The 23,938-nt window shown below is 40.0% G+C and carries 15 protein-coding genes; 2 read left to right on the forward strand and 13 right to left on the reverse strand.

Features of this window, described 5'->3' with window-relative positions; genetic code table 11:
• The 6 genes from FK220_RS19420 to FK220_RS19445 all read right to left on the reverse strand — a co-directional run.
• On the reverse strand, nucleotides 1–464 hold a 464-nt coding region (locus tag FK220_RS19420; RefSeq protein ID WP_152576029.1), incomplete at its 3' end, for a glycosyltransferase.
• 419 nt (nucleotides 465–883) lie between these two features.
• A complete protein-coding gene (asnB, locus tag FK220_RS19425) occupies nucleotides 884–2,731 on the reverse strand; it encodes an asparagine synthase (glutamine-hydrolyzing) (RefSeq protein WP_152576030.1) in 1,848 nt (615 codons plus the stop codon).
• 51 nt (nucleotides 2,732–2,782) lie between these two features.
• Complete coding sequence (locus FK220_RS19430) at nucleotides 2,783–3,901, reverse strand: glycosyltransferase (protein ID WP_152576031.1); 1,119 nt, start codon at nucleotides 3,899–3,901, stop codon at nucleotides 2,783–2,785.
• A gap of 25 nt (nucleotides 3,902–3,926) precedes the next feature.
• A complete protein-coding gene (locus FK220_RS19435; protein ID WP_152576032.1) occupies nucleotides 3,927–5,009 on the reverse strand; it encodes a glycosyltransferase family 4 protein in 1,083 nt (360 codons plus the stop codon).
• Nucleotides 5,010–5,022: 13 nt separating this feature from the next.
• Nucleotides 5,023–5,958, reverse strand: a complete 936-nt coding sequence (locus FK220_RS19440; protein ID WP_152576033.1) for an ATP-grasp fold amidoligase family protein — start codon at nucleotides 5,956–5,958, stop codon at nucleotides 5,023–5,025.
• Nucleotides 5,959–5,991: 33 nt separating this feature from the next.
• Nucleotides 5,992–7,149 (reverse strand): O-antigen ligase family protein, encoded by a 1,158-nt coding sequence (locus FK220_RS19445; RefSeq protein ID WP_152576034.1) that lies wholly within the window; start codon nucleotides 7,147–7,149, stop codon nucleotides 5,992–5,994.
• Nucleotides 7,150–7,243: 94 nt separating this feature from the next.
• Between FK220_RS19445 and FK220_RS19450 the strand changes: the two genes are divergently transcribed.
• Nucleotides 7,244–8,314: a sugar-transfer associated ATP-grasp domain-containing protein gene (locus tag FK220_RS19450; RefSeq protein WP_152576035.1), complete on the forward strand. Its 1,071-nt coding sequence runs from the start codon at nucleotides 7,244–7,246 to the stop codon at nucleotides 8,312–8,314.
• 32 nt (nucleotides 8,315–8,346) lie between these two features.
• Here FK220_RS19450 and murJ read toward each other — a convergent pair whose 3' ends face one another.
• The 6 genes from murJ to FK220_RS19480 all read right to left on the reverse strand — a co-directional run bounded on the left by murJ (nucleotide 8,347) and on the right by FK220_RS19480 (nucleotide 15,598).
• Entirely contained in the window at nucleotides 8,347–9,681 is a 1,335-nt protein-coding gene (gene murJ / locus FK220_RS19455) for a murein biosynthesis integral membrane protein MurJ (RefSeq protein WP_152576036.1), read from the reverse strand.
• A 12-nt stretch (nucleotides 9,682–9,693) separates the two neighbouring features.
• Complete coding sequence (locus FK220_RS19460) at nucleotides 9,694–10,788, reverse strand: glycosyltransferase family 4 protein (protein WP_152576037.1); 1,095 nt, start codon at nucleotides 10,786–10,788, stop codon at nucleotides 9,694–9,696.
• 19 nt (nucleotides 10,789–10,807) lie between these two features.
• Entirely contained in the window at nucleotides 10,808–12,091 is a 1,284-nt protein-coding gene (locus FK220_RS19465) for a nucleotide sugar dehydrogenase (RefSeq protein WP_152576038.1), read from the reverse strand.
• A gap of 11 nt (nucleotides 12,092–12,102) precedes the next feature.
• Nucleotides 12,103–13,431, reverse strand: a complete 1,329-nt coding sequence (locus FK220_RS19470; RefSeq protein WP_152576039.1) for a UDP-glucose dehydrogenase family protein — start codon at nucleotides 13,429–13,431, stop codon at nucleotides 12,103–12,105.
• A 2-nt stretch (nucleotides 13,432–13,433) separates the two neighbouring features.
• The gene (locus FK220_RS19475; RefSeq protein ID WP_152576040.1) at nucleotides 13,434–14,432 is read right to left on the reverse strand and encodes an SDR family oxidoreductase; all 999 of its coding nucleotides are present in this window, start codon (nucleotides 14,430–14,432) and stop codon (nucleotides 13,434–13,436) included.
• 137 nt (nucleotides 14,433–14,569) lie between these two features.
• Complete coding sequence (locus FK220_RS19480; protein WP_152576041.1) at nucleotides 14,570–15,598, reverse strand: NAD-dependent epimerase; 1,029 nt, start codon at nucleotides 15,596–15,598, stop codon at nucleotides 14,570–14,572.
• Nucleotides 15,599–16,001: 403 nt separating this feature from the next.
• Between FK220_RS19480 and FK220_RS19485 the strand changes: the two genes are divergently transcribed.
• Complete coding sequence (locus FK220_RS19485) at nucleotides 16,002–17,738, forward strand: Ig-like domain-containing protein (protein WP_152576042.1); 1,737 nt, start codon at nucleotides 16,002–16,004, stop codon at nucleotides 17,736–17,738.
• Nucleotides 17,739–17,811: 73 nt separating this feature from the next.
• On the opposite strand, the gene FK220_RS19490 is transcribed toward FK220_RS19485, so the two are convergent.
• A complete protein-coding gene (locus tag FK220_RS19490) occupies nucleotides 17,812–23,286 on the reverse strand; it encodes a galactose oxidase-like domain-containing protein (protein ID WP_152576043.1) in 5,475 nt (1,824 codons plus the stop codon).
• Nucleotides 23,287–23,938 lie beyond the last annotated feature (652 nt).

Raw genomic sequence — 23,938 nt, forward strand, 5'->3', positions numbered from 1 at the left:
TTCAAAAAATGCTCTTTATCGAACTCGGTGAGTATGGTCACCATATCGGCTTTGGGATAAAGATAGTTCCAACAGAAGCTTTGTGCCCGGTTGTTATAGGCAAGATGGTTGTTGTGTTCCGATACGATGACTTTAATGTTGTAAATTTTTCCTATTGGTATGGAAATATAACCATAAAGGTCTATATGAGAACTAAGGATATCCGGACGATTGCTTTTTTTCCGATAAAATGACAAAAAGTTTGAGAAACCATTAATCAATTTTGATTTGAAAAGAGGATGCTTATGCAACCTAACCCGTTCGATGGTATCGTTCAATTCATAGTGGTCGGGTCCCCAAAGTGAAATTATCCTTACCGAGTATCCCTTATCGGCCAGATAATTTGCAAGGATACTGATTACCCTTTGGGCGCCTCCCGCCTCCATGGAACCAGTTAAAAAGTCTATTTTCAAAATAGGGGTCATAATTACGTTTTTCGGAAATTTACAGGTGATCTTTCTACTATAAAAATGTTTTTGTAGTGCTAAAGGCTTTTTTCCAATGCGTCCAAGCGAAACAATCAAGATTAGTTGCTTTCAGTGAAAACCTTATAGGTGTCAAACCGCTACTAGGTTTGTTGGTAGTAGTATTTCTTTTTGTTGTTTTCATAGCTGTTGATTCAAAGAGTGGTTTTTTTGATATAGAGGTAATTATAAAGATTTAATTTAGTCCTATTTGGGGATTTCATAGCCGGTCATCAATTTTAATATCCTTTTGCTATTCCAGTCTTTCTTTAACAAACGCCTCACCACTAGTAAAAGAGCTTTATAGAACAATGGCAATTCAGGAGTGAGTGCTTTGATCGGTCTGTTATGAAATCAGCGTTTTTTAATATGGACACGTATTATTTTAGTGCGAATCTTGCATTATTTTTCAACCATTGTTTTAGGATGAGAAGCCTCCAAATTATAGGATAATTGTTCGCTTTTGCCGTCATATGCATATTGATGATTGATTTTACTTCTTGTTGGTCTATAGAGGGGATTTGACGTAAACCCGTATCATTCAATTCTGATAAGACGTAATCTTTCAATTCGTTTCGAAACCATTCTTTAAAAGGCATCGTAAATCCGGATTTGGGCCGCTCAAAAAAGGTCTTGGGTACATGGCGGTAAAGAACATCCTTTAATATCCGTTTTTGATTTCCCTTTTGAAATTTGAAATCGGTAGGTAACATTCGGGAAAATTCAATGATTCTATAATCCATCAAGGGAGACCTTATCTCCAAAGAGTACGCCATAGAAGCCCTGTCCACTTTTGTATTAATATCCGAGTTTAAGTATGTTTTAATATCAAAATCAGAAACTCTTTCATAAATATTCTTGCAGGTGTGGTATAAATATTTGGCTTCAACTAAATTGGCAGTATCAGTATTACCGTTCGCCCATGTACTGTTAAGACCGGAAACGGTCGATAAATAGGCCAGATTTATATCTTTCATTCCCATGATACTTCCAATAAATTGTAATTTGTAATAAGGAACTTTTTTTAACAGATATGCAAATGCCAATCGTATGCGAGAAGGTGCCCTAAATGCTTTTTCGATATACGACATCCAATTATATCTGTGATATCCTATAAATGCTTCGTCCCCAGCATCGCCAGAGAGCGCAACCGTGACATGGTTTTTGGTGTATTTTGAAAGTAACATTGACGGGATGGCTGAAGCATCGGCAAACGGCTCGTCATAATAATAGCTGAAACTGTCGATTAAATTTAAACCCTCTCCGTAGTCACACTCAATAACATGATGTTCGGTATTTAGATAATCGGCAACCTTACTCGCGAATTGACTCTCATCAAAGCCCTGTTTATTAAACTTAACCGAGAAAGTCTTTACCTTTTCCGCCGTCGTTTTTGTCGCCAAGGCTGTAACCAAAGAAGAGTCTATGCCACCGGATAAAAATACACCTACGGGAACGTCTGCAAAAAGCCTTAATTTGACAGAGTCGCTAATGAGCCTTTCGAGTTCTGTTTGTGCTTCTTCATATGTGCCAGGGAATGTAGAGGTAGCCTTATAGTCAATGTCCCAAAATCCATTTGACTCAAATTCTCCGGTTTTAATCCTGAATGTGAATACATGTCCCGCTCTTAGTTTTTTAACTTCATTGAAAATAGTAAAAGGATCCGGTACGTATCCCCAGGAAAGATACTGCGAAATGGAATCTTTGGAGATACTAAGCTTGTCGTTGAATTGTTGAATACTCGAAACCTGACTGGCAAATTCAAAATTTTTACCCGCGTGATAGTAGTAAAAAGGTTTTTGACCGAGTCTGTCGCGAGCACCGAACAATATTTGTTGAGCCTGGTCAAAAATGACGAAGGCGAACATGCCATTTAGATGGCTCACACAGTCTTTTCCATATTCTAGATACGCTGCACAAATAACTTCTGTATCGCTAGTAGTTTTAAAGAGATATCCTTTTTGCTCCAGGATTTTCTTTAGATATCTGAAATTGTAGATTTCTCCATTAAAGACGATATGAATATTGTCATTGTAAGTAAATGGTTGATTGGATCGTTTATCTAAGTCAATGATGGAAAGACGGTTATGCCCCAAAATTACCTGACCGTTGTCTAGCTCAAAAAGTTGGGACCCGGATTGATCAGGTCCCCTGAAAGCGATTCTTTCTAATTTTGATTTTACTTCCTCCGCGCTATATGGGATCGTAGTTCCGTAAATTCCACACATAAAGTACTTTTTTAAAGATTAAAGATTTTTCGGGGAAAATCATCATAACAATCAATTTGTCATTTTTGATGAAATTTCATTCATAAATCCAGGAATATTCCGATTTTTTAGAAAATCATCAAAAATTTGCCTACTGAAACCATCATCCCTTCTTAAACACTCTTTCAAGGCAGAAGCCAGAGATTTGATATCGTCGGGTTTGCATTTGACAACGCCTTCTATTTTATCAATTCCTCCAGCGCAAATCGTGCTCACCACATTTGAGTTTTGCGACATCATTTGCAATAAAACATTGGGAAAACCTTCTATTCTAGAAGATACTACACACGCTTTGGCCAGTCTAAAATATGGATAAACATTTTTCACATGACCCAAGAGGACAACTCTTTCCTTCATATTGAGATCGTTAGCCAATTCTTCAAGCTTATTTCTTTCGGGGCCTTCTCCCAGAATCAATAGATTTAGATTTGGAAAATCAGACCGTATTTCATTAAGTGCTTTAATTAATACATCAAATCCTTTCAAAGAAATTAATCGCCCCGCAGTTACCAAAAAATCATGATTGTTAATTTCAGGAATTTTTTCCATTTCCTTTTTTGCCATTTGGTCTACCATTGTAAGATTGATGGGATTATGCAATACGACAATCTTAACTTTTTTCTGAATCCATGGAAGGGCCTGAATAAGTTGGGTTTTCATAAAATCGGTTTGGCAAATAACCAGATCTGCCTTGGAATACCCTAAATTATAGGAAGCCTTGTACATCTTTAATTTAAGACCTTTTAGTCTATGGAAGATAGAGGTTGATTCTCTGACCACTAAACGGGTTTTTTTTAAAAATCCAATTTTTTTCGTGAATCCGAGCAGTCCATTAATTAAAGTTTGTGAAGCTAGGATATGTACTATTTTATGTTGCCGAGAATATTTGATTAAAACAGAAATTAGGTTGATGTAGCCACGATATAGATTTTTAAAGGGAAGATATGTTATGGCACACCTTGTTTCCAAATTACCCCAAAGACCTGTATTTTTTTTCGTTAATATAATTATCGCGCAGCTTAAGCCATTAGCTGATAAATAGTCGGCTAGATTATATAAAAGCTGTTCCGATCCCCCTAAATAGTCCGAAGGTAGGACTATGAGCCAGTCAATATTACTTTTCTCTACCATTTAAAAGTGGTGCATGTCTAAAAATTTAATTTTGCATGAGCAAAATGTCCTGAAAAAGATTGTTCCATTTCTGACCTACTCTCTCAATCGAGAACTTATCCAATGCAGTAGAAGACCTTTCACGTAGGCCATTCCTTAAATTGTCATCCAATATTAATCTTTCTAATCCTTTCGCCATAGCGTCCTTATCCTGATCTGCTATTAAAAGCCCGGTAACGTTGTTCTCTAAAATTTCAGAAGGCCCCGATATACAATCGTAGGATATACAGGCCAGTCCTTGTGACAAGGCCTCCAAAAGCACCATAGGCAAACCTTCATACCTTGATGAAAGAATAAAAATTTCAGCATTGGATAAGATTTCCTTAATATCACTTCTAAAACCGGTGAAAATCACTTGATCATAAATTCCGTATTCGTTTGCCATGTTTTTTAAAATCTCCATGCCGTAATTGCCACCACCAACAATTTTCAACTTCCAATCCACATGATTTTTTAGTACTCTAGAGGCTATTTCAATAAGATTGTCAAAACCTTTGTGCTCATATCTGTCGAGATTTCCAACTGCTACAATAACTTTTTCACGAATATTTGTGGGGCTTTTGCCTATGTCGAAAGAACAAGGATTTTCCATTACTACTACCTTTTTGTTTCTTGATTTAAAAAATGCCAAATCAAATTTTGTCAGAATCGTGATGGCATCTGCATATTTGTACAAATTGTTCCACAAAAATTTCATCGGAAAATCTACATTCTGATGCAGGTGGTTCATATGCTCCGAGTTAATTACCTTGATGTTATACATGCGGCCTACAGGAATAGATGTATACCCCATCAATCCTATATGGGAGTTTATGATATCCGGCCTATTCTTTGACTTGAAGTAAAACTTGAGTAAACTAAAAAAACCTCGTATGATGGCAGGTTTAATCAATCCTTTTTTGTGAAATCTAATTCGCTCAACGCGTGGGTCGAGTTCATAGGCGTCACCATCAATGAAAGTTATTATTCTAACGGTATGATTGTGCTCGGCAAAGTAATTGGCGACAATGCTCACTACTCTCTCAGCTCCACCGGCCTTTAATCTGCCGATCACAAAATCTATTTTCATTGCGAATGCTTTTCTAAGACTTAGAGAGAGTTAATTTTTGACCGAGTATCAAATCCCATTTTTTCGGTAAAATGGGTTGATACCCGCCATCGTGGTGAAAAGTCAATTCTCCAAAATAAATCTTACCGTCAACATCATACAGATCTACCCGTACATAGTCAAATCCCTTGGATAGTTCTTCTGAAAGTGCTATCATCTTTTCTAATGTCTTCGGTTTGGGTACATCCTCTTCACTGGGATCGGTATATACGCCTCCCCCCTTGGGGGAAGACCATCGATAGGGTTCACGTTTCCAATCTTTAGAGTACCAATTTCTGTAATGATTTTTAGTGCCCCTGCCAATATCGACCTGTATCATCTCAACCTTTGCGTTGAAACAGTGAAGTTTATAATCCAAAGGGATATCACCGTTCCTGTCCTGCAATAATTTTTCAACGATTATCCTGGGTTTTATATTCTTGTATTGCCATTCCTTAGATGCTTTGTAGTAATTGGTTTTTAACCTTGCCTCAAGTTTCTTTTGAATTTCGGCCCAATTTGCCTTTGATTTTTCCTTTAGAATAATGCCGCCGCCACTATCATGGTTCGTTTTGATAATGAAGGGAACATCGGGGAGGTTCTCAGGCACTAAATCATTTACGTTTTTCGTATGAAAATATAAGGGAACCAAGTACTCACTCCCGATTCGGGATGATACGTAATCGCGCACGGCATATTTATCGGCGCACTGTGTATGCAGCGGAGAACGGTCATTGATTTTCAGCCATTGAATTTTTTCATTTAAGGTTTTGGGATTTTTTAGATTTGGTTTCTGTCCGAAATTTTTTTTGTAGTTGATGGCAATATTGATGCTATCGGGTAAAAAAATATTCTTAAAATTGTGGTAACAAAAAATCAATATTTTACCCAGTTGTGTATGGTGGTAAATTCTTTTTAGGAGTCCTGTCATTCTCTATTTGGTGTTTGAGATAAATAGTTTTAATTACTCATGAAGAAAAATTTCATTAAGAGGTTTTTTCTCAATCACCTTTTTTTTGTCCTTGTTTAAGCGTAATTGTAGGTAAAGGAACATCGATATCAAAATATTAAAATAGTTGGTAAAATATCCGTGCCCTACCATTAGGGCTATAGTTACAACGCAGGCGATGTAAAAATATTCTGGATGAGTTTTGAAAAGCAAGAGGCTTTTAAACATCAAATAACCATAAAGACCTATAAGCAATAGGAAAGGAAAAATACCAGCTTCCCCTAGGGTCATCAAATAGGAGTTGTGCACCCCGGGTAGTCCCGCTTTTTTTATCTGTAGTTCTTTATAGCCGTTGCCAAGAATTGGTTTGTCGATAATCATATCGGTGTAGATAGCCCACGTCTCTGTCCTCGCATCTTTTTTTATAGTTTTGGTTTGTACCTTATCGGAAATGAAAATACTTTCTAATGCTCGAAATCGCTCGGTATTTAGGGTTAGTTTGTTGGAAAAGATAAAAAATAAGGCCAATACGGCAAATCCAATAAGCGGAGTCTTAATATTGCTTTTATCCCTGTAAATGGCAACAATACTAATGATTAACCATATCACAATAAAAGTTCTCGAAAAAGTAAGTATCCCCGCCAAAGTAAAGAGTAGCTGGCCTGCTATTCGCAGCCATTTGGTTGTTATCACATAACTAAGGGCGTACCCTACCGAACATATAGTCCCAGCGAAATTGGGATTCAGATAAAAACCACTAAATCTACCGTACGTCGGATAGAAATTGGCATTGGCAAAAGGGAAAACTACCGCATTTATAACGATACTGATAGCGCCGAGCAGTAGAATTATATAAATCTCAGTTTTGGTGGTCCTGTACAGAACTTCTCCGGCACATATGACGACGATTAAAAATTTAATAAATTCCTTTAAAAATTCCGATACACCGGGTCCGGTAAAATGAATGCTACAGATAGTAAAATATAGAAGCCCTAACAAAATGAACGGGAAAAAAAGTTTATGTTTGTTTTTTACCAACAAGAAAAACACTAACAATAAGAACAAGGAAGCATAGCTGCTTAGAGAGCCATAACTCGCACCAAAATAAGCAAGAAAATAGCCTGGAAGATTCCAAAGAAATAACACTAGAATGGTAAGTCTAAGAATGTTCATTTATTCGTTCTTCTGCTAATCACTAATTTTTAAACCCAACCCAATGACCAAATAGGAAAAGAGTCAAACACTTCAACAAAAAAGCTAGGTTCTCATGAAAATATTATCCCTTTTACTTTACCTGTCCTTAAGGATTTATAAAAAAACAACTAGAATATCACACAATATTACATGGAAAAACAAAATAAAAAAACTAATAGCGGCAAAAGGGACCAAAAAACTGACTAACACTGAAATAGAAGAGATTCACTTGTATTTTAACGGTTATGACTTGCAAAATATCAGCACACAATGGCATCAGTTTTATTCAAATTGTAACGGGAAGTTTTCTGCTGCTTATCTTCCTGAAAATATCTTCTATATCGAAATGGAACCAAGGCTTAACAGAGTTTCTTATTTTCCTTCCCTAACTGATAAGAATTTATTGGAAAAGCTGTTTCCCACTGTTCAGCAACCAGAGACTGTCGTTAAAAATATTAATGGTTGTTTTTATGGAAATGGTCAAGTAATTGAATTGGAAACAGCACTCTCGTTGTGTGATATTGGCAAAAGACTAATCATAAAACCCACTTTAGAGTCCGGTGGAGGTAAGAATGTCTCACTTTTCACCAGTGACAACGGAATCACCGATGCCGGTCAACGTCTAAAACAGCTTTTTGCTGAATACGGAAAAGACTTTATTGTACAAAAGGTAGTGCCACAACATGAGGTATTAAAGGCACTTAATCCTAGTTCCCTTAATACCCTCCGAATAATGACCTATCTGGAAGATGGAGCGGTTCATATTCTATCTACGATCGTTCGTATTGGAAGAAAAGGTTCTTACACCGATAACGGCACCACCGGGGGGATTTCATGTGGTATTCAAAACAACGGACAATTCAATGATGTGGGATATCAACTATCAGGCGATAGGTTTTACGAAACAGATAGTGGAATTAGGTTTAAGGATATGAAACTGTCGTTCATGAAAAAGATTTCAAGTACAGTGGTCAAGTTGCATCATGAAGCCCCTTTTTTTAAACTTATTTCGTGGGATTTGGCCATTGATGAATCTGAGCAAATAGTTCTTATTGAGTACAACGTAATGGGACAAGGGATAAACTCACATCAGCTAAACAATGGCCCCGTCCTAGCCCCTCTTTTAAAGACGTTACGAACTTAATTTCTCTCGACTCAGGATATAAGGTTGGGAGTTTAAATCCTTGATTGCTTGTAGGTATAGTAAAAAAGAATGATATTTTTCAAAATGATTACAATAGTAGTACATAAGGCAATCCCAAAAACACCGTAATATTGCATTAAGATATAATCCAGGATTATATTTAGAATCAAAGCCCCTAAGGAAACGTAGGCCATGAAGGCATTTTTATTGATACTGGTTAAAAAGTTGACGACCACCATTCCACAAATTGAGAAGGGCAGGTAGATAAGAAAGATTTTTTGAATGTTCGAAACAACCTCTGTGTCGTCTGATGTGAACTCTTTCCTTTCAAAAAAAAGCGCTACCATAAAATCGGTCGCAAGGATACCCAAAACTATACAGACTACTACTCCGACAAATATTAATTTAAGCATTTTGAACAAGGTCTTAAAGGTCTTTTCCTTGTTTTTAGCTAATGATTTTGAAAAATAGGGTAGCAATACATTAGTAAGGGCTATGACTAGAAGTCCACTTAAAAAAGCGGGTATTTTCCGTCCGTAGTTAATTGCGGCAATAGAACCAATTACCAACTGTGCCGCAAAGTATTGATCAACAACAACGTTCATCCCGGTTAAAAGACCAGATGATACCTTTGCCGGTACTTGCGCAAACATAATTCTTGCGTTTGCATTATTTAAATCGGGCCATGAAATATTTATAATTTTCTTTTGAAAGCAAACTATTATTAAAAAAAGAAAACTCACTATTGCACCTGCTAGAGTGCCCACAGCCAGCACTTTGTCTCCGAGAGGTTCCTTAAAGAAGAAAAGACAGACTATAATTGTTATTGGAAGAAATAGACTTTCAAAAGAGGAATATTTAAATTCATCATTTATGTTTAAAAGACCACTCAATAAAGACGAGAACCCCCATAACGCAATGCATGGGAGCAAATAATAAAACTGGGATTTTATAAGATTATAGTATTCGGTAGTGTGTCCTGGAAAAAAGAAATCCAAATAAGTATCCGTGAATAAAAAAGCAATCAACATGAAAGCAGCTGATATAAATGCCGTGACAAAAAAACCCGTGCCCTGGAAAGAACTTATGTTGTTCTTTGTATTTAGCTCTGCAATATAATTTGGGATAAAAACACTTTTGAATGCTCCTAAGAAAACATTGTTTATGAAACCGGGAACAATAATGGCGATAAAAAACGTATCTAGAAAAACCGATAATCCGAAACTGGATGCGATGAGGGTTTCTTTGTAAAAACCGATACCCTTAATTAAAAGTGTAATGCTACCGACAAGAAGAATGTTCTTTACAACAACGTTGTTTCTAAGAGATTTTAGAGATTCTTTAGCCTTTAGAAACTGCGTCTTCAAAAGAAATTGGTTTTATTTCGCTAATGTAAGCAAGTCTTCCCATTTTGAAACAATGCGATCTGCCTGGTACTTTTGGGTATAAATGCTGGCAGCATTCCCGATGCGCTTTATTTCCTGTTCATTATTCATTAGAAATATCAACTTGTTTTCGAGTGCTTTAATATCGTTCACCGGAATTAGATATCCGTTCTCACCATCGGTTATCAGCTCGCGCGGTCCGGTAGGGCAGTCGGTGGAAATACAGGCCAAACCGAAATGCATAGCCTCGAGCAATGCATTGGGGAATCCTTCAAAAATGGAGGTAAACGCAAAAATCTTACTGTTACCATATAGCTCTTCAATATTTTCAGAGGTGCCCAATAACTCAATTTGACCAGACATGTTTAAATCATCAATGAGGCTTTCCAAAATTTCTTTCTTTTCTCCCTCACCAACAATATGAAGTTTCCAATCCTTAGGGCGAATATTTGCGAAAGCTCTTATAAGAATGTCTTGAGCTTTTTGATCGGAAAGGCGACCTACGTTTAAAATGATGTTTTCCCTACCAATCCCATCGGTCTTTTTAAATGAGGGATTGATGGGGTTGGGGATAATTTTTAGACGATTTTGACGTATAAATTTTTTATAGAACTCCTTAATACCATCAGTTTGAACAATTAGAAAATTGGCTTTTGGATAAGCAAATCTCCTGAAAATTTTCCAGTACCTAGGTATGGAGTTATCTTCTAAATAGGGGTTGTTTCTTTCGCTTATTAGTACCGGAATGTTGCGCGTTTTGGAAGCGATGACCGCAAGAATATTAGCGGTGGTCATAAAACCGATGCATACATCAACCCTATCTTTTTTTAGGAAATAACCTATCTTTCTAATTAATAATAAGTTTGAGGAAATCGCCTGAAAGGGATTTTTACTAGGTTCTATTTTCGCGGTACAATTCCTTATTTTTATTTCTTTGTCAAGGTCATAAAAAATAGGCGCATCAATAAATGTAATTATGATGACATTGTAAGTTCGGACCAACGAGTTAGCAAGAATCGAAACCACCCTTTCAGCCCCTCCGGAGGATAGCGAGTTTATTACAAAGGCAATTGTTTTGTTATTTTTCACTAACTCAATTTGAGTCCATTTATAATCTTCCCGAGACAGATTGTTTTAGAATTCCTTTCACGTCATATAGAATTCCATTTTTCAATAGCAGCTCATCAAAATCAAGGCCTATAAATTCTTTGTGTGCAACGGCAAGGACAATGGCATCAAATTTTATCGAGTCGGGCAATTCTTTTGTAGTGGTCAGCCCGTATTCATGTTGTACCTCAACGGGTGAAGCCCAAGGGTCATAAATTGTTAAGGCGGTGCCGTAACTCTTTAGATTCGAAATCACATCAACGGCTTTTGTGTTACGGACATCCGGACAATTTTCTTTGAAGGTAATACCTAAAATCAGAATGTTGGCCCCTTTTACCTTGATATCGTTTTGAACCATTAATTTCACAATTTCACCAGCGACATATTTTCCCATACCATCGTTCATGCGGCGACCGGCCAAAATAATTTCAGGATGATAGCCATATTCCTGCGCTTTTTGTGCGAGATAGTAGGGGTCAACTCCTATACAGTGACCACCAACAAGACCGGGTTTGAATGGTAGAAAATTCCATTTTGTACCAGCTGCCTCCAACACGTGATGGGTATCGATACCCATAAGGTTAAAGATCTTGGCCAATTCATTTACAAATGCAATATTGATATCACGCTGTGAATTTTCAATGACCTTTGCCGCTTCGGCAACCTTTATACTTGGTGCCAGATGTGTACCAGCCGTAATGACCGATTTATAAAGCTGGTCTACTTTTTTCCCCACCTCTGGCGTGGATCCAGAAGTAACCTTTAGAATCTTTTCTACAGTATGCTCTTTATCTCCAGGATTGATTCGTTCAGGGGAATATCCTACAAAAAAGTCTTGATTAAATTTGAGACCACTTACCTTTTCCAGGACCGGTACGCACTCATCTTCGGTTACTCCGGGATATACGGTAGACTCGTAAATTACGGTATCTCCCTTTTTCAAAACTTTTCCCACCGTTTCACTCGATTTATAAAGCGGTGTCAATATGGGTCGATTGGTACTATCTACGGGAGTGGGTACCGTAACTATATAGTAATTGCAATCCCTTATGTCTTTCAATTGACTGGAGCAATATAGCCCTACATCCATTCGCGGAGTTATCTTCAGTACTTTTTGCAATATTTCATCTTCCACTTCTAGTGTACTATCCTTGCCCGATTGCAATTCCTTAATGCGATTTTCGTTGATGTCAAACCCAATAACTGGATACTTCGTAGCAAAAAGTCGGGCCAAGGGCAGACCGACATATCCCAAACCGATAACTGCTATTTTAATAGAAGACATATGTTCAATTTTTATTTTTTTCCAATCTGGAAATATTCAAAACCTTGTTCCTGCATCCGTTGATGGTTGTATTGATTTCTGCCATCGAATACGACCGGTTGCTTTAATTGCTTTTTCAGCTCTTCGAAATCCGGTGATCTAAACTCCTTCCATTCCGTTAGTAAAATCATGGCATCCGCATCTTGTAATGTTTCGTATTTTGAATTAAAATAGGAAACGTTTTGTTCATCTTTCAAATAGAAATGCCGTGCCTCGTCCATGGCCTTGGGGTCGTAAGCGTTGATTTTTGCTCCCCTTGCTATGAGTTCCTTTATAATGTAGATTGATGGGGCTTCCCTCATATCATCCGTTTCAGGCTTAAAGGCCAACCCCCATACTGCAAATGTTCTATTTCTCAAATCCTCCCCAAACCTATTGATTACCTTGTTGGCGATAACCATCTTCTGTTTGTTATTAACCTCTTCCACAGAGGAAATCAATCTAGCGGTGTAGCCGTACTCTTCCGCAGTTTTCTTGAGTGCCTTGACGTCTTTTGGAAAGCAAGATCCACCATAGCCGCTCCCGGGATAAATAAAACTGTACCCGATTCGGCTATCGGAGCCGATTCCTATCCTTACTTTGTTTACATCGGCACCCACTAACTCACAGATATTGGCTATTTCGTTCATAAATGAAATCTTAGTAGCCAGCATGGCATTGGCAACATATTTGGTCATCTCCGCCGACCGAACGTCCATCGTAATCAATCGATCCATGCTACTTCGAAAGAATGGGGCATACAATGCCCTCATCTTATCTGTTGCTTCGTCGCTATCGGAGCCAACTACCACTCGGTCTGGCTTCATAAAATCGTTGATGGCATCACCTTCTTTCAAAAACTCCGGATTGGATACGACATCGAATTGAACTTCGAGACCCCGGTTCTCCAATTCTTGGTCAATGGTTGCTTTTACCTTGTCTGCCGTTCCTACGGGTACAGTGGACTTATCCACAATAATTAAAGGATGTGTCATGTGTAACCCAATTTCCTTAGCTACTTGCAGCACGTATTGTAGATCTGCGGAACCATCATCACCCATAGGCGTTCCTACGGCAATAAAGGCTATATCGCATTTTTCCAAGTTCTTTGAAAGATCCGTACTGAACCTCAGGGTTTTATTCTTTAGGTTTCTTTTCACCATGGGCTCCAGACCCGGTTCATAAATAGGGATGATACCTTGTTCCAGATTTGCAATCTTTTGGGCATCAACATCGATACAGGTGACCGTATTGCCCATTTCGGAAAAACAAGTGCCGCTTACCAAGCCGACATATCCCGTTCCTATAACAGTTAAATTCATTGTTATCTATAATTTTCCCAGTACCATTCAACCGCCTGTTTGAGGCCGTTTTCAATTCCATATTGGGGGTTATAGCCCAAGAGTCTTTTTGCCTTGTCAATAGAAGCTAATGAATGAGGCACATCACCCTGTCTGGGGGGACCATAAATTGTTTCGATATTACGGATTTCCGAATCAAATACACCGAGATTTTTCTTTAGGAGTGTAATCAGTTCATTAAGGTCGGTGCGTTCTCCATAAGCCACATTATAAACGGTGTTTACCGCTTTTTTATTGTCATTAACAATCGACAGAACGTTCATTTGTATCACATTGTCGATATACGTAAAATCCCTTGAGAAAGAACCGTCGCCGTTTACGACCGGTGATTCATGTTTCATAAGCCGAATTACAAACTTGGGGATTACGGCGGCATAGGCCCCATTTGGGTCTTGTTTACGTCCAAAAACATTGAAGTATCTGAGTCCTATAGTCTCTAAACCGTAGGTCTTACTAAAGACATCGGCATATAATTCATTGGTATATTTTGTAATTGCATAGGGGGAAAGCGGTTTCCCAATATGCTCCTCAACTTTAGGCAAACTTTCCGAATCGCCGTAGGTCGAAGAGCTAGCGGCATATACAAACCGCTTTATACCCTTATCCCGGGAGGCAACCAGCATATTCAAAAAACCTGAAATGTTAACGGCATTACTGGTTATCGGGTCTTCAATAGATCTTGGCACGGAGCCAAGTGCGGCTTGGTGTAATACATAATCTACATTTTCGCACGCTTTGAGACAATCATCAAGATTACGAATATCCCCTTCTATAAACGTGAACTTTTTTTCGGCGTGTAGATGAGCAATATTTTCTTTTTTTCCTGTTGCGAAATTATCTAAACAAACCACGGGGTTTCCATTTCCAAGAAGTGCTTCACATAAATTAGATCCGATAAAACCAGCTCCTCCGGTGACCAAAATCTTATGTTGGGGATCTAGTTTCAACAATGACAAGTCCATTAATTAAATTTTAAAGCTGCAAAGATGGGCAAAAGAAAATTAAAATTCATAATATTTCATATCAGGAGTAATTAAATCCGACAAAATCATCCCGTTCATATTTTGATGGGGATTTAAGCGAAGATATCCTTGTTATACTATGAGCAATGTAAGTTGTAATACTGCTTATACCAGCTAATAAAAGAAACAATACCTTTTTTAATGGGAGTATTGGGACTGTAATTATAGTCGCGAATTAAGGTATCCACATTGGCCCAAGTCTTTTCCACGTCCCCTGCCTGCATGGGCAATAACTCCCTTTTAGCTTTAATTCCCAGTGCTTGCTCTATTTCTTCTATGAAGTCAAGTAGTCTTACTGATTTGTTGTTTCCGATGTTATAGACCATGTGTGCAGATGGTCGCCCGGCAGTGCCTTTCTCCAGGATGCGGACCACCCCTTCCGTGATATCATCGATGTAGGTAAAGTCTCTTTCCATGTTACCTTTGTTAAAAATCTTGATGGGGTTGCCTTTGATAATCGCATCCGTAAACAGAAACATTGCCATATCCGGTCTTCCCCAAGGGCCATACACGGTAAAAAATCGCAATCCTGTTGTGGGAAAACCAAACAAATGTGTATATGTATGCGCCATGAGTTCGTTACTCTTTTTTGTTGCTGCATATAGACTTGCGGGGAAATCAACCCTATCACTGGGTTCGAAAGGAACTTTATTGTTCAATCCATAAACGCTCGAGCTACTTGCGTATACCAAATGTTTTATTTGATGGTGTCGACAGCATTCTAAAATATTTAGAAAACCGACAATGTTACTATCGACATAGGTTTCGGGATTTTCCAGACTGTACCGTACCCCAGCCTGGGCAGCTAAATTGCAAACCACATCAAAATTCTCAGTTTGGAAGAGTAGGGGGAGGGTATCCCGATCTTCCAGTGTTAAGCGGATGAATTTGAAGCGATCCCCGTAAATGTTGCTGTCGCAGGAGTTCTTGAAAATACGAGCGTTTTCTTTTTGTATTCCTAACTCCTGTAGACGATCATACTTCAAATTCACATCGTAGTAGTCGTTGATGTTGTCGAGTCCTACGACCTCATGTCCCTTTTCGATAAGTTTTCTCGAAACGTGGTATCCAATAAAGCCGGCCGCTCCGGTAACTAGTATTTTCATGGCCTTAATAATAAGCTACAAATATCCAATTTTACATTTCCAAATACACTAATTGAATCGTTTTTATTCAAACATTTACATCAAGGCCTTTGGAGACTTAAGAGGTCCAACCAAACAAACCTCCACCATCTTGTTTTTGATGGGTAGAAATTTGTTTGAAGAATTGACGAATGCGCTAGTTTGGATGTCCCGATTATGTTAAAAAATGTTAAGAAAAAGTGCACTTCAACGAATTTTTGAGTTTGTGACGTCCAAAAAAGGAAACCATTACGTACCACTGTTTGTATTCAAAAAACTCATTTCGGTTGCAGTTCAACGAAAAAAACAGGTTTTTACCGGTAAATTTAAAATTATTAATATTTTTGTTAACCCAAATCTTACACATTTAAAATCTTAACCTACTATGAACATCAAATCCCCCTCCCCTGTTGTTATGCTCTATTTTTTTGTCTTTTTTGTAAGTATTTCTTGTACAAAAGACTCTGATTTACTTTCTGATTATGTATCAACAGAGTTACAGCCAGATCTCGTTTTCAAAACTTTTGTAGTGGATGATCGGTTTTCCACAACCCCAGAAACCAGTATTACGGTGGACGTACTAGAGAACGATACCTTTTCCGATGAGGCCAATGTTAAAATTATCGGGGTTTCGGAACCAGCCAATGGCACCGTTGAAATTAATGAAGACAAAACGATTACCTATACACCCAATCCACCTGATGAGAACGATACGACTGCAGATACTACGGATACAACCGATACATCCGACGATACTACCGATACCCCTGAAGATACTACGGATACGACGGAAGAAACTACCGATACATTCACCTATACCACCGAGGTCGTTAACGAAGATGAAACGGTCACTGTGGAGGAGGGAACGGTTACTGTGGAGATCATTGACTATGGCGAACTCAAAGCTTTTCCATCAGCTTATGGTTTTGGAAAGAATACCACAGGTGGGCGTGGCGGTTATGTTGTAGAGGTAACCAATCTTAATGACCGTGGAGCAGGAAGCTTGAGAGAAGCTTTAAAAATGACCGGCACACGAACTATAGTTTTTCGGGTGGGTGGAACAATCAATTGTAGTTCTTATCTGGATATTCCACAAGGCTCTGGTAATGTGACTATCGCAGGTCAAACAGCCCCTGGGGAAGGAATACTTATCAAAGGAGCAGAGTTAAGGATAAGTGCATCCAATGTGATTGTACGCTACTTAAGGATAAGACCCGGTAGTGGTACCAATGGCAGTAACGAAGATGGAATAAATATTTCAGCTTATAACGGGGATAACTTACAGAATATAATCATTGACCATTGCAGTATCAGCTGGGCGCGCGACGAGAATTTTGCTTTGGTCGGAGGATTTTCCGGTTCAACTATTAAAAATGTTACTCTTCAAAATTCGATTATTTCGGAAAGCGGCTATGGTGCGTTAAATTATAAGGGTACTTCAAATATAACCTACTTCGGTAATTTGTTTGCTTTAAATTCCGAAAGAAATATACGAGCGAATCATCCGGTATCAAATGCATTGGATTTTGAAATGATTAATAATTTGGTGTACGGTGGTAAATGGCGCACAAACGTGAGTTTAGGATCAAAATTTTCTGCAATCAACAATAAATATAAGGCTTCGAATCAAGTGGATTCCCGTGGCTCCGTTTCCGTACACGGTGAATCTGATGGTACTGGGGAGGCCGGGGAAACATATGCATTCATAACCGGAAATATTCAAATTTCAGGGCAATCGGAATACAGTGGAAATCTAAGTAACTATCTAAAATCATCTGCTTTCTCCGATTCCGGAACGGCTGCAGCAGCAATTCCTGCTAACCAATTGGAGGCAAATCTTTTGAACGTGGTAGGCGCCAGTTTTCCAAGAAGAGACGCTGTAGACACTAGAATAATTGATAGCTATAATGCCGGTAACGGATCGTTGGCAAGCAATGGCTCTTACCCGCAAATTCCAACCGTCTCCTCAGAAGAGTTGGATAGTGATAAAGATGGTATGTCTAATGAATGGGAAAAATCTGTCGGACTAGACCCGAACAATCCTGACGACGGGAACGAAGATCGAAACGACGATGGCTACACCAATTTGGAAGATTTCTTAAACCAAGTGGATTTTGATTGAGTAGTTTTACGAAAAAAAAAAAGAGGTCGTCCGACTAATTTTGGACGGCCTCTTTTTTTGGATACAGCAATCGCTATCTTAATTTGATCACCTTTTTAATAGTACTCTCCCCATTTTTACTTCTGGATATATTTACAATATAGGTTCCGCTGCTCAATGTGCCAATATCGAACCGAACCTCTTCTTCATGATCTGATGGCACCATGTTCCTAAGCGCCAGTTTTCCGTAAATATTATAGAAACTTATAAAGATGGTTTCGTTCATGAAGTCGTTTAGAACAAAAGTTATATTACCATCCCTCACAGGATTCGGGTAAATAACAATGTCCTTCAAAACCGCATCCGGATTGGGATTACCCGCTTCCACATTGATTGTAAGTTGGGCCGAGCAACCATCAACCGAAGTAAACGTATAATCGCCTGCTTGATCCATGGTAATAGTGCCAAGATCTAGAATCCCGTTAATGACGGTAGTATCTGGTTGTGTTATCGAAAAATCGATACCGTTCTCCAGAATTCCCAGTGACACGGACGTACCTTCCGATACTGTTATAGTTTCAGCACCATTGGAACTAACTCCGTCAATCGTGTATACCGGCGTAAATCCGGTCGGGCATGGCTGATTTATTTCATCTACTGTTACCCTCAATGTGGTCTCGCAACCACTATTTGAACGAAATATATATACACCACCCTGTGCAACGGAAATACTCTCGATTGTTAAGACCCCATCGTTTGGCGTGCCTCCTGGAGGTTCTATCGAAAAATCAATCCCTGTTTGTACAATCCCTAAGGTGACCATAGCCCCCTCTTCAACGGTAATTTCCGAATCCCCAGATCCGGCCGTACCGTCTACCGTGTATTCCACTGTGAAATTATCGGAGGTACATGGATTTTCTTCCACAGAAATCTCCAAAAATTCGGTACAGCCTTCCTCGGAGGTAAAGGTATAAAGACCAGCTTGCGCCATGCTAATACTTCCTAGGTCCAAATCACCATTACTGGTTGCGCCACCAGGCTGCGTAATTGTAAAATTGACGTTATTTTCAACAATGCCTAATTGTACTGACGACCCTTCTGTAATCGTAATTGTTTCTTCACCACTTCCAGGATTCGAATCAACAATATACTCCGGAGTGAAAGGCCCGCTAGGACAATTGACCTTGAGCGTAAGCGTAGTACTACAGTTCTGTTCGGTAGTAATAATATAATCGCCGCTATTTGAAAAGTCTACGACCCCCAGCACATAATCCCTCTCTCCGCTATACACCTCATTTCCCTCATAGGTGACCGAAAAGTCAAGTCCGTTTGGGAGCATGCTTATAAGTACTGCATCCCCAGTATCGGCAATCACGGTAATCGGTTGTTCATCCGGGGCCGAAAGATAACTCTGACCACCATCCAAGGACCATTCGGCCATAAGATTTGAAGCATTACAATCCGGGTCGGTAACATTCAAGGTGATGGTGGTGGTACAACCCCGTTCGGTCGTGATAAGATAATTTCCACTATCGGCTGGGCCCACCATTCCAAGATTGTAGTCGAACTCACCCGCATACACCTCATTTCCATTATAAGAGATGGTGAAATTAGTGCCATTGGGGACCATACTCAAAAGCACATCGTCTCCGGTCAGGGCATTAACGGTAACGGGTTGTTCGTCAGGGGCTTCGATATAACTCTGTCCGCCATCTAATGACCACTCCGCCCTGATATTCGAAGCGTCACATTGAAGGTCGCTGACGTTTAAAGTAATCGTAGTGGAGCAGCCCTGGGCGGAGGTAATAATGTAATCTCCACTATTGGTGGGGCCAACAACGCCAAGGTCATAGTCAAATTCCCCCGAATAAACGATATTACCCTCATAGGTTACGCTAAAATCTATTTGGTTGGGTACCATGCTGATAAGGACGTCATCACCGGTATAGGCCGTTACTATGAGACTTTGTTCGTCTGGCGCCTCGATATAGGTTTGTCCGCCATCCAAAGACCATTCCGCCCTAATGGTGCTAGCATCACACAGGGGATCGGTTACGTTCAACGTAATCGTAGTGGAACAACCCTGAGATGAGGTTATGATGTAGTCCCCGTTATTGGCAGGACTTACAGTTCCCAAGTTATAATCAAACTCTCCCGAATACACGACGTTACCTTCATAAGTAATTGTAAAATCGATTTCGTTGGGCATCATGGTGAGGAGCACTTCATCGCCCGTTGTCGCCTCAACGGTAACGGGCTGTTCGTCCGGTGCCTCGATATAGGTTTGTCCACCATCCAAGGACCATTCGGCCCTGATGTTGCTGGCGTCACAGACTGGATCGGTCACATTCAATGTAATAGTCGTGGAGCAGCCTTGGGCAGAGTTGATGATATAGTCTCCATTGTTCAATGGACTGACCGTTCCCAAATTGTAATCGAACTCGCCAGAATAGACAATATTACCCTCATAGGTAATTGTAAAGTCAATTTGGTTGGGCACCATGGTAAGAAGCACTTCATCGCCCGTTGTTGCCTCAACGGTAACGGGCTGCTCGTCCGGAGCTTCAATATAGGTCAAACCCCCATCCAATGACCATTCGGCCCGGATGTTGGTCCCGTCACATACTATAGCTTCTACCGCTAAGTCAATAGCAACGGAACATCCTTCTTCCGACTCGAGAATATATACCCCAGCTTGATCAAGGGCGATTCCGTCTAAAATCAAATTGGTCAAATCAGTCTCGCGTGACCCGTTAGGTAGAATTACATCAAATCTTAATAACGCATTCCCGGGATTACCTCCAATGTTATTGGGTAACAGGCTGAGTCGAACATCGTCACCCGCCGTTGCGGTTATTGAAACACTCTCGCCTTCAGCCCCACTATTCCAAGTAGTGCCGCCATCCAGTGACCACTCTGCACTGACCTGGGTGTCACCTGGGTCACAGTTTCCGGTAACATTGAGGTTAATCACGGTGCTACAGCCATTAGCAGTAGTTAGCACATATTGGCCTGCATCGGCGGAAGATACCAGACCATTATTGTCACCATTTTTTGTACCTGTATCTATTTGATACCCGGTAGTTTGGGTAAAATCGGTGACCGAGCTAAAAGTGTTTCCGTCAATTTCAAAAGTGGTAGCAAAATATTCACCAGTGGTTTGCGCCCTTATATAGACTTCGACACCTTCTGGGGCATTGATATTATTACCTGCTATCCAGTTACCGTCTCCCAGCTTAAATTCGGCCGTTATGGTGCCCGGGGGGCAGCTTTCCACACCGGGAAGTCCCACACCCAATTCGTAAAATGTCTTTATTTCCTCGGGTCCTAAAGCTTTATTATATACTTTTAGTTCATCAATTTTACCATTGATCTCATCGGTGACACCACTTTCGTTATAATTGTTGTTTATCAAAGTGCTGTTGGTGGCCGGATCTCTAAATTCATAAAAACCAGACGATGTAAAGGAGGAAAAATTGGGTGTGCTTGGGTCAAGGTTAATGCTTCCTGTGACCTGTTCAGTACAGATTTCAACACCATTTGCATAAAGTTTAGCGGTATCTCCATCATAAGTGGCAGCAATATGTACCCACTGATTTGCAGGGGAATAGCCCGAATAGCAATCCACAACTCCGGAAGAGGTTTGAAATGCCCATTTATACAAACTATTGTGAAATCCAAAAAATAAGGAGGGGTAGTCGTGGGCCAATATGCCCACATTGTATTGAATATCGTTTCTATTGACCCAGGCCATGACCGTGATAGATTCGTCTATGGCATCGAATGATGAGTCATAGGGCACATCGACAATGGTATTGCTCTGAAATTCGAAACCGTCCATCTCAACCGCACCCCCAAAAAGACCATCTGGGGTCCAGTTATCGGTACTTGGCACCTTGGTTGCCGCGTTATCGTCTACGTCGAAAATAGTGGCATCATTACCATTATTGGAACTGTCAAATGCCGTTGAACCCGATGTCTCTTCGAACTCGAGATGTAAAACAAGATTAGGGTTGTCTTCAAGAGGAATGGCATTTCCAATCCTGATTGATCTGGCTATACTTGGAACGCCATTGGTATCCAAGGCAAACAACATATAATAACCAGGTGGCAAAAGGTTTCTATCCGGTATGGCAACGGTATAGTTGCCGGCACTACCGGTATGGGTAACAGGAATTCTTCTTTGTTCGTTGTTGGTGCTATGTGTGACCGCTGATGACCGAATCAGGACGAATTCGCTGATGGTAGCGCTTCCAGTAACAGATATATTGGAATTATAATCGGCTTCGTCTGGCGCAGTACCAATCGTTGGTCTTGTAGCCAAGGCACCCCCCGATGTGAATAGATAGGGTGGGCTATAGATTTCGGCATTCGGATGGTTCACACAACCTGGGGTAATATCGCAAAGCCCCCCACCACCAACAAAAACACGGCCATCGATCAGTAATATGGCAACGCTGTGATACGTTCTCGGAGTGTCCATATCCGCTACCGGAACAAAAGTATTGGTGTCCGGGTCGAACAACTCCGCGGTAAGTTGCGCTCCATTATCGGAAAATACTTCCGCATGGTCTATACCTCCCGTTATCAACACTTGGCCATTTGGCAAAACGGTGCTGTTATGCATGGTGCGCTCGAAATTAAGGTCGCCTACCGGTGTAACCTGGGCCGTTGAGGTATTAATGTCGATGATGTAAGCATTGTCTTTACCGGGATGATCACTATCATACGATTGTGCGCCACCTGTCTTCAGTATTCTACCGATGTCGAACATTACCGTATTCCCTTTCATAGAGTAGGTATCATTGCCCCTTTGACCGGCAGGGGTTATTGAACCTCCATTAGAAACATCTATCCAGTTCATTTGTTCACTGGGGCCAGCGTGAAAGATCCTTCCATCAGGGGCCGGCCACAACCACAAATGGTTATCTATTCTGTACAACCCCCGCAGTTCGGTATTCAAGTCGTTTTGCACCCAAATATCCTCACCCTTTATCCCTGGAAGTAAGATCCATCCCGTTTCGGGAGACCATAACTCGGCATCTTTGTTACCATTTATGGTGGTACTCTCACTCCAAGACCCTCCCAAGGTAAATACCGAACCATCTGCAAGGGTAGTGTTTCCCTGGTAACCTCGACGAATGTTCATATCTGCTGCTACGCTCCATAGACCTGTGTTCGGATCGTAGATACTCGTTCGCTCACTGCTGGTACCACCTGCCGCTAAAATTCTGCCATCCGGTAAATTGTTGATCCCGGGGCAGAACATATCATGATCGGTATTGGATGTGGTATGCCCCAGGGCCTGTCCTGAGGCGCCCATAAACGGATCGAATAATTCGGTATAGGTCATTCCATCTTCCGTCTCGGTATAGGTGTCCCTATACTTAGCTGACCAAGTGATCAAACGACCATCAGGAAGATTTGCTGCAGCAACGGGAACAATGCCAAAAGGAATGGTTTCGCTCCATTGTCCAACCTGTCCTGGATTTTGCGCCCCTACATTCAGGGCAAATAAGAAGATTAATAAGGGAAACCGAACTTTTAAGAGTGTGTAATTTATTTTCATAGCGTCAATGGGGTTATCATTATAAATTCAAAATTATGGTGTAAAGCAGATAAATGCGTAATAAAACGTTAAAAACAAGCAATTACTCGACTAATAACAGTTGAAATTTAATTTACCCTACATTCGATCAAGATTAATTCGGCATATCGAATTGCACTTAATCTACTGAGGGACTACTCTTTACATTACTAATTATTAATAAATTTTATCGTCGTTTTTAACAAAATGAGGGCTGCTGGATACGCCCCTGTTTGTGACCAAGCAATCAAAGTAACAGCCCATTCCTTGACGGCTTATCCTGTGTAACAGTGAACTATTTTTTTGTGCGTTAAATGGTTTCAACGTTGATTTGATGAGGGGATAAAGGTACTCCATAAAACGACGATCTGAATAAAACTAAAGGTAGGTCGGTATTCAATTCCGAAAAATGATCTACGTCAGTTTATAGAAGTGATTTAAGTCAGTCTGCTTGCAAAATAATAATCGTATTTTCAGCAAAGCTTTTGTTGTATAAGCCTGAAATATTTCATTTTTGAGCCATGGTCTCTGTTGATTGCCAAATTTTTGTAAATTAGGGCATAAAGTTTATAGATTTTGAGCCCCCCCCCAAATAAGATTATGGCGGGCATTTAGCCCAACAAGTTAAAGTTGA

It is taken from the genome of Pelagihabitans pacificus, assembly GCF_009371985.2.
In the GTDB taxonomy this organism is placed as follows: Bacteria; Bacteroidota; Bacteroidia; order Flavobacteriales; family Flavobacteriaceae; genus Pelagihabitans; species Pelagihabitans pacificus.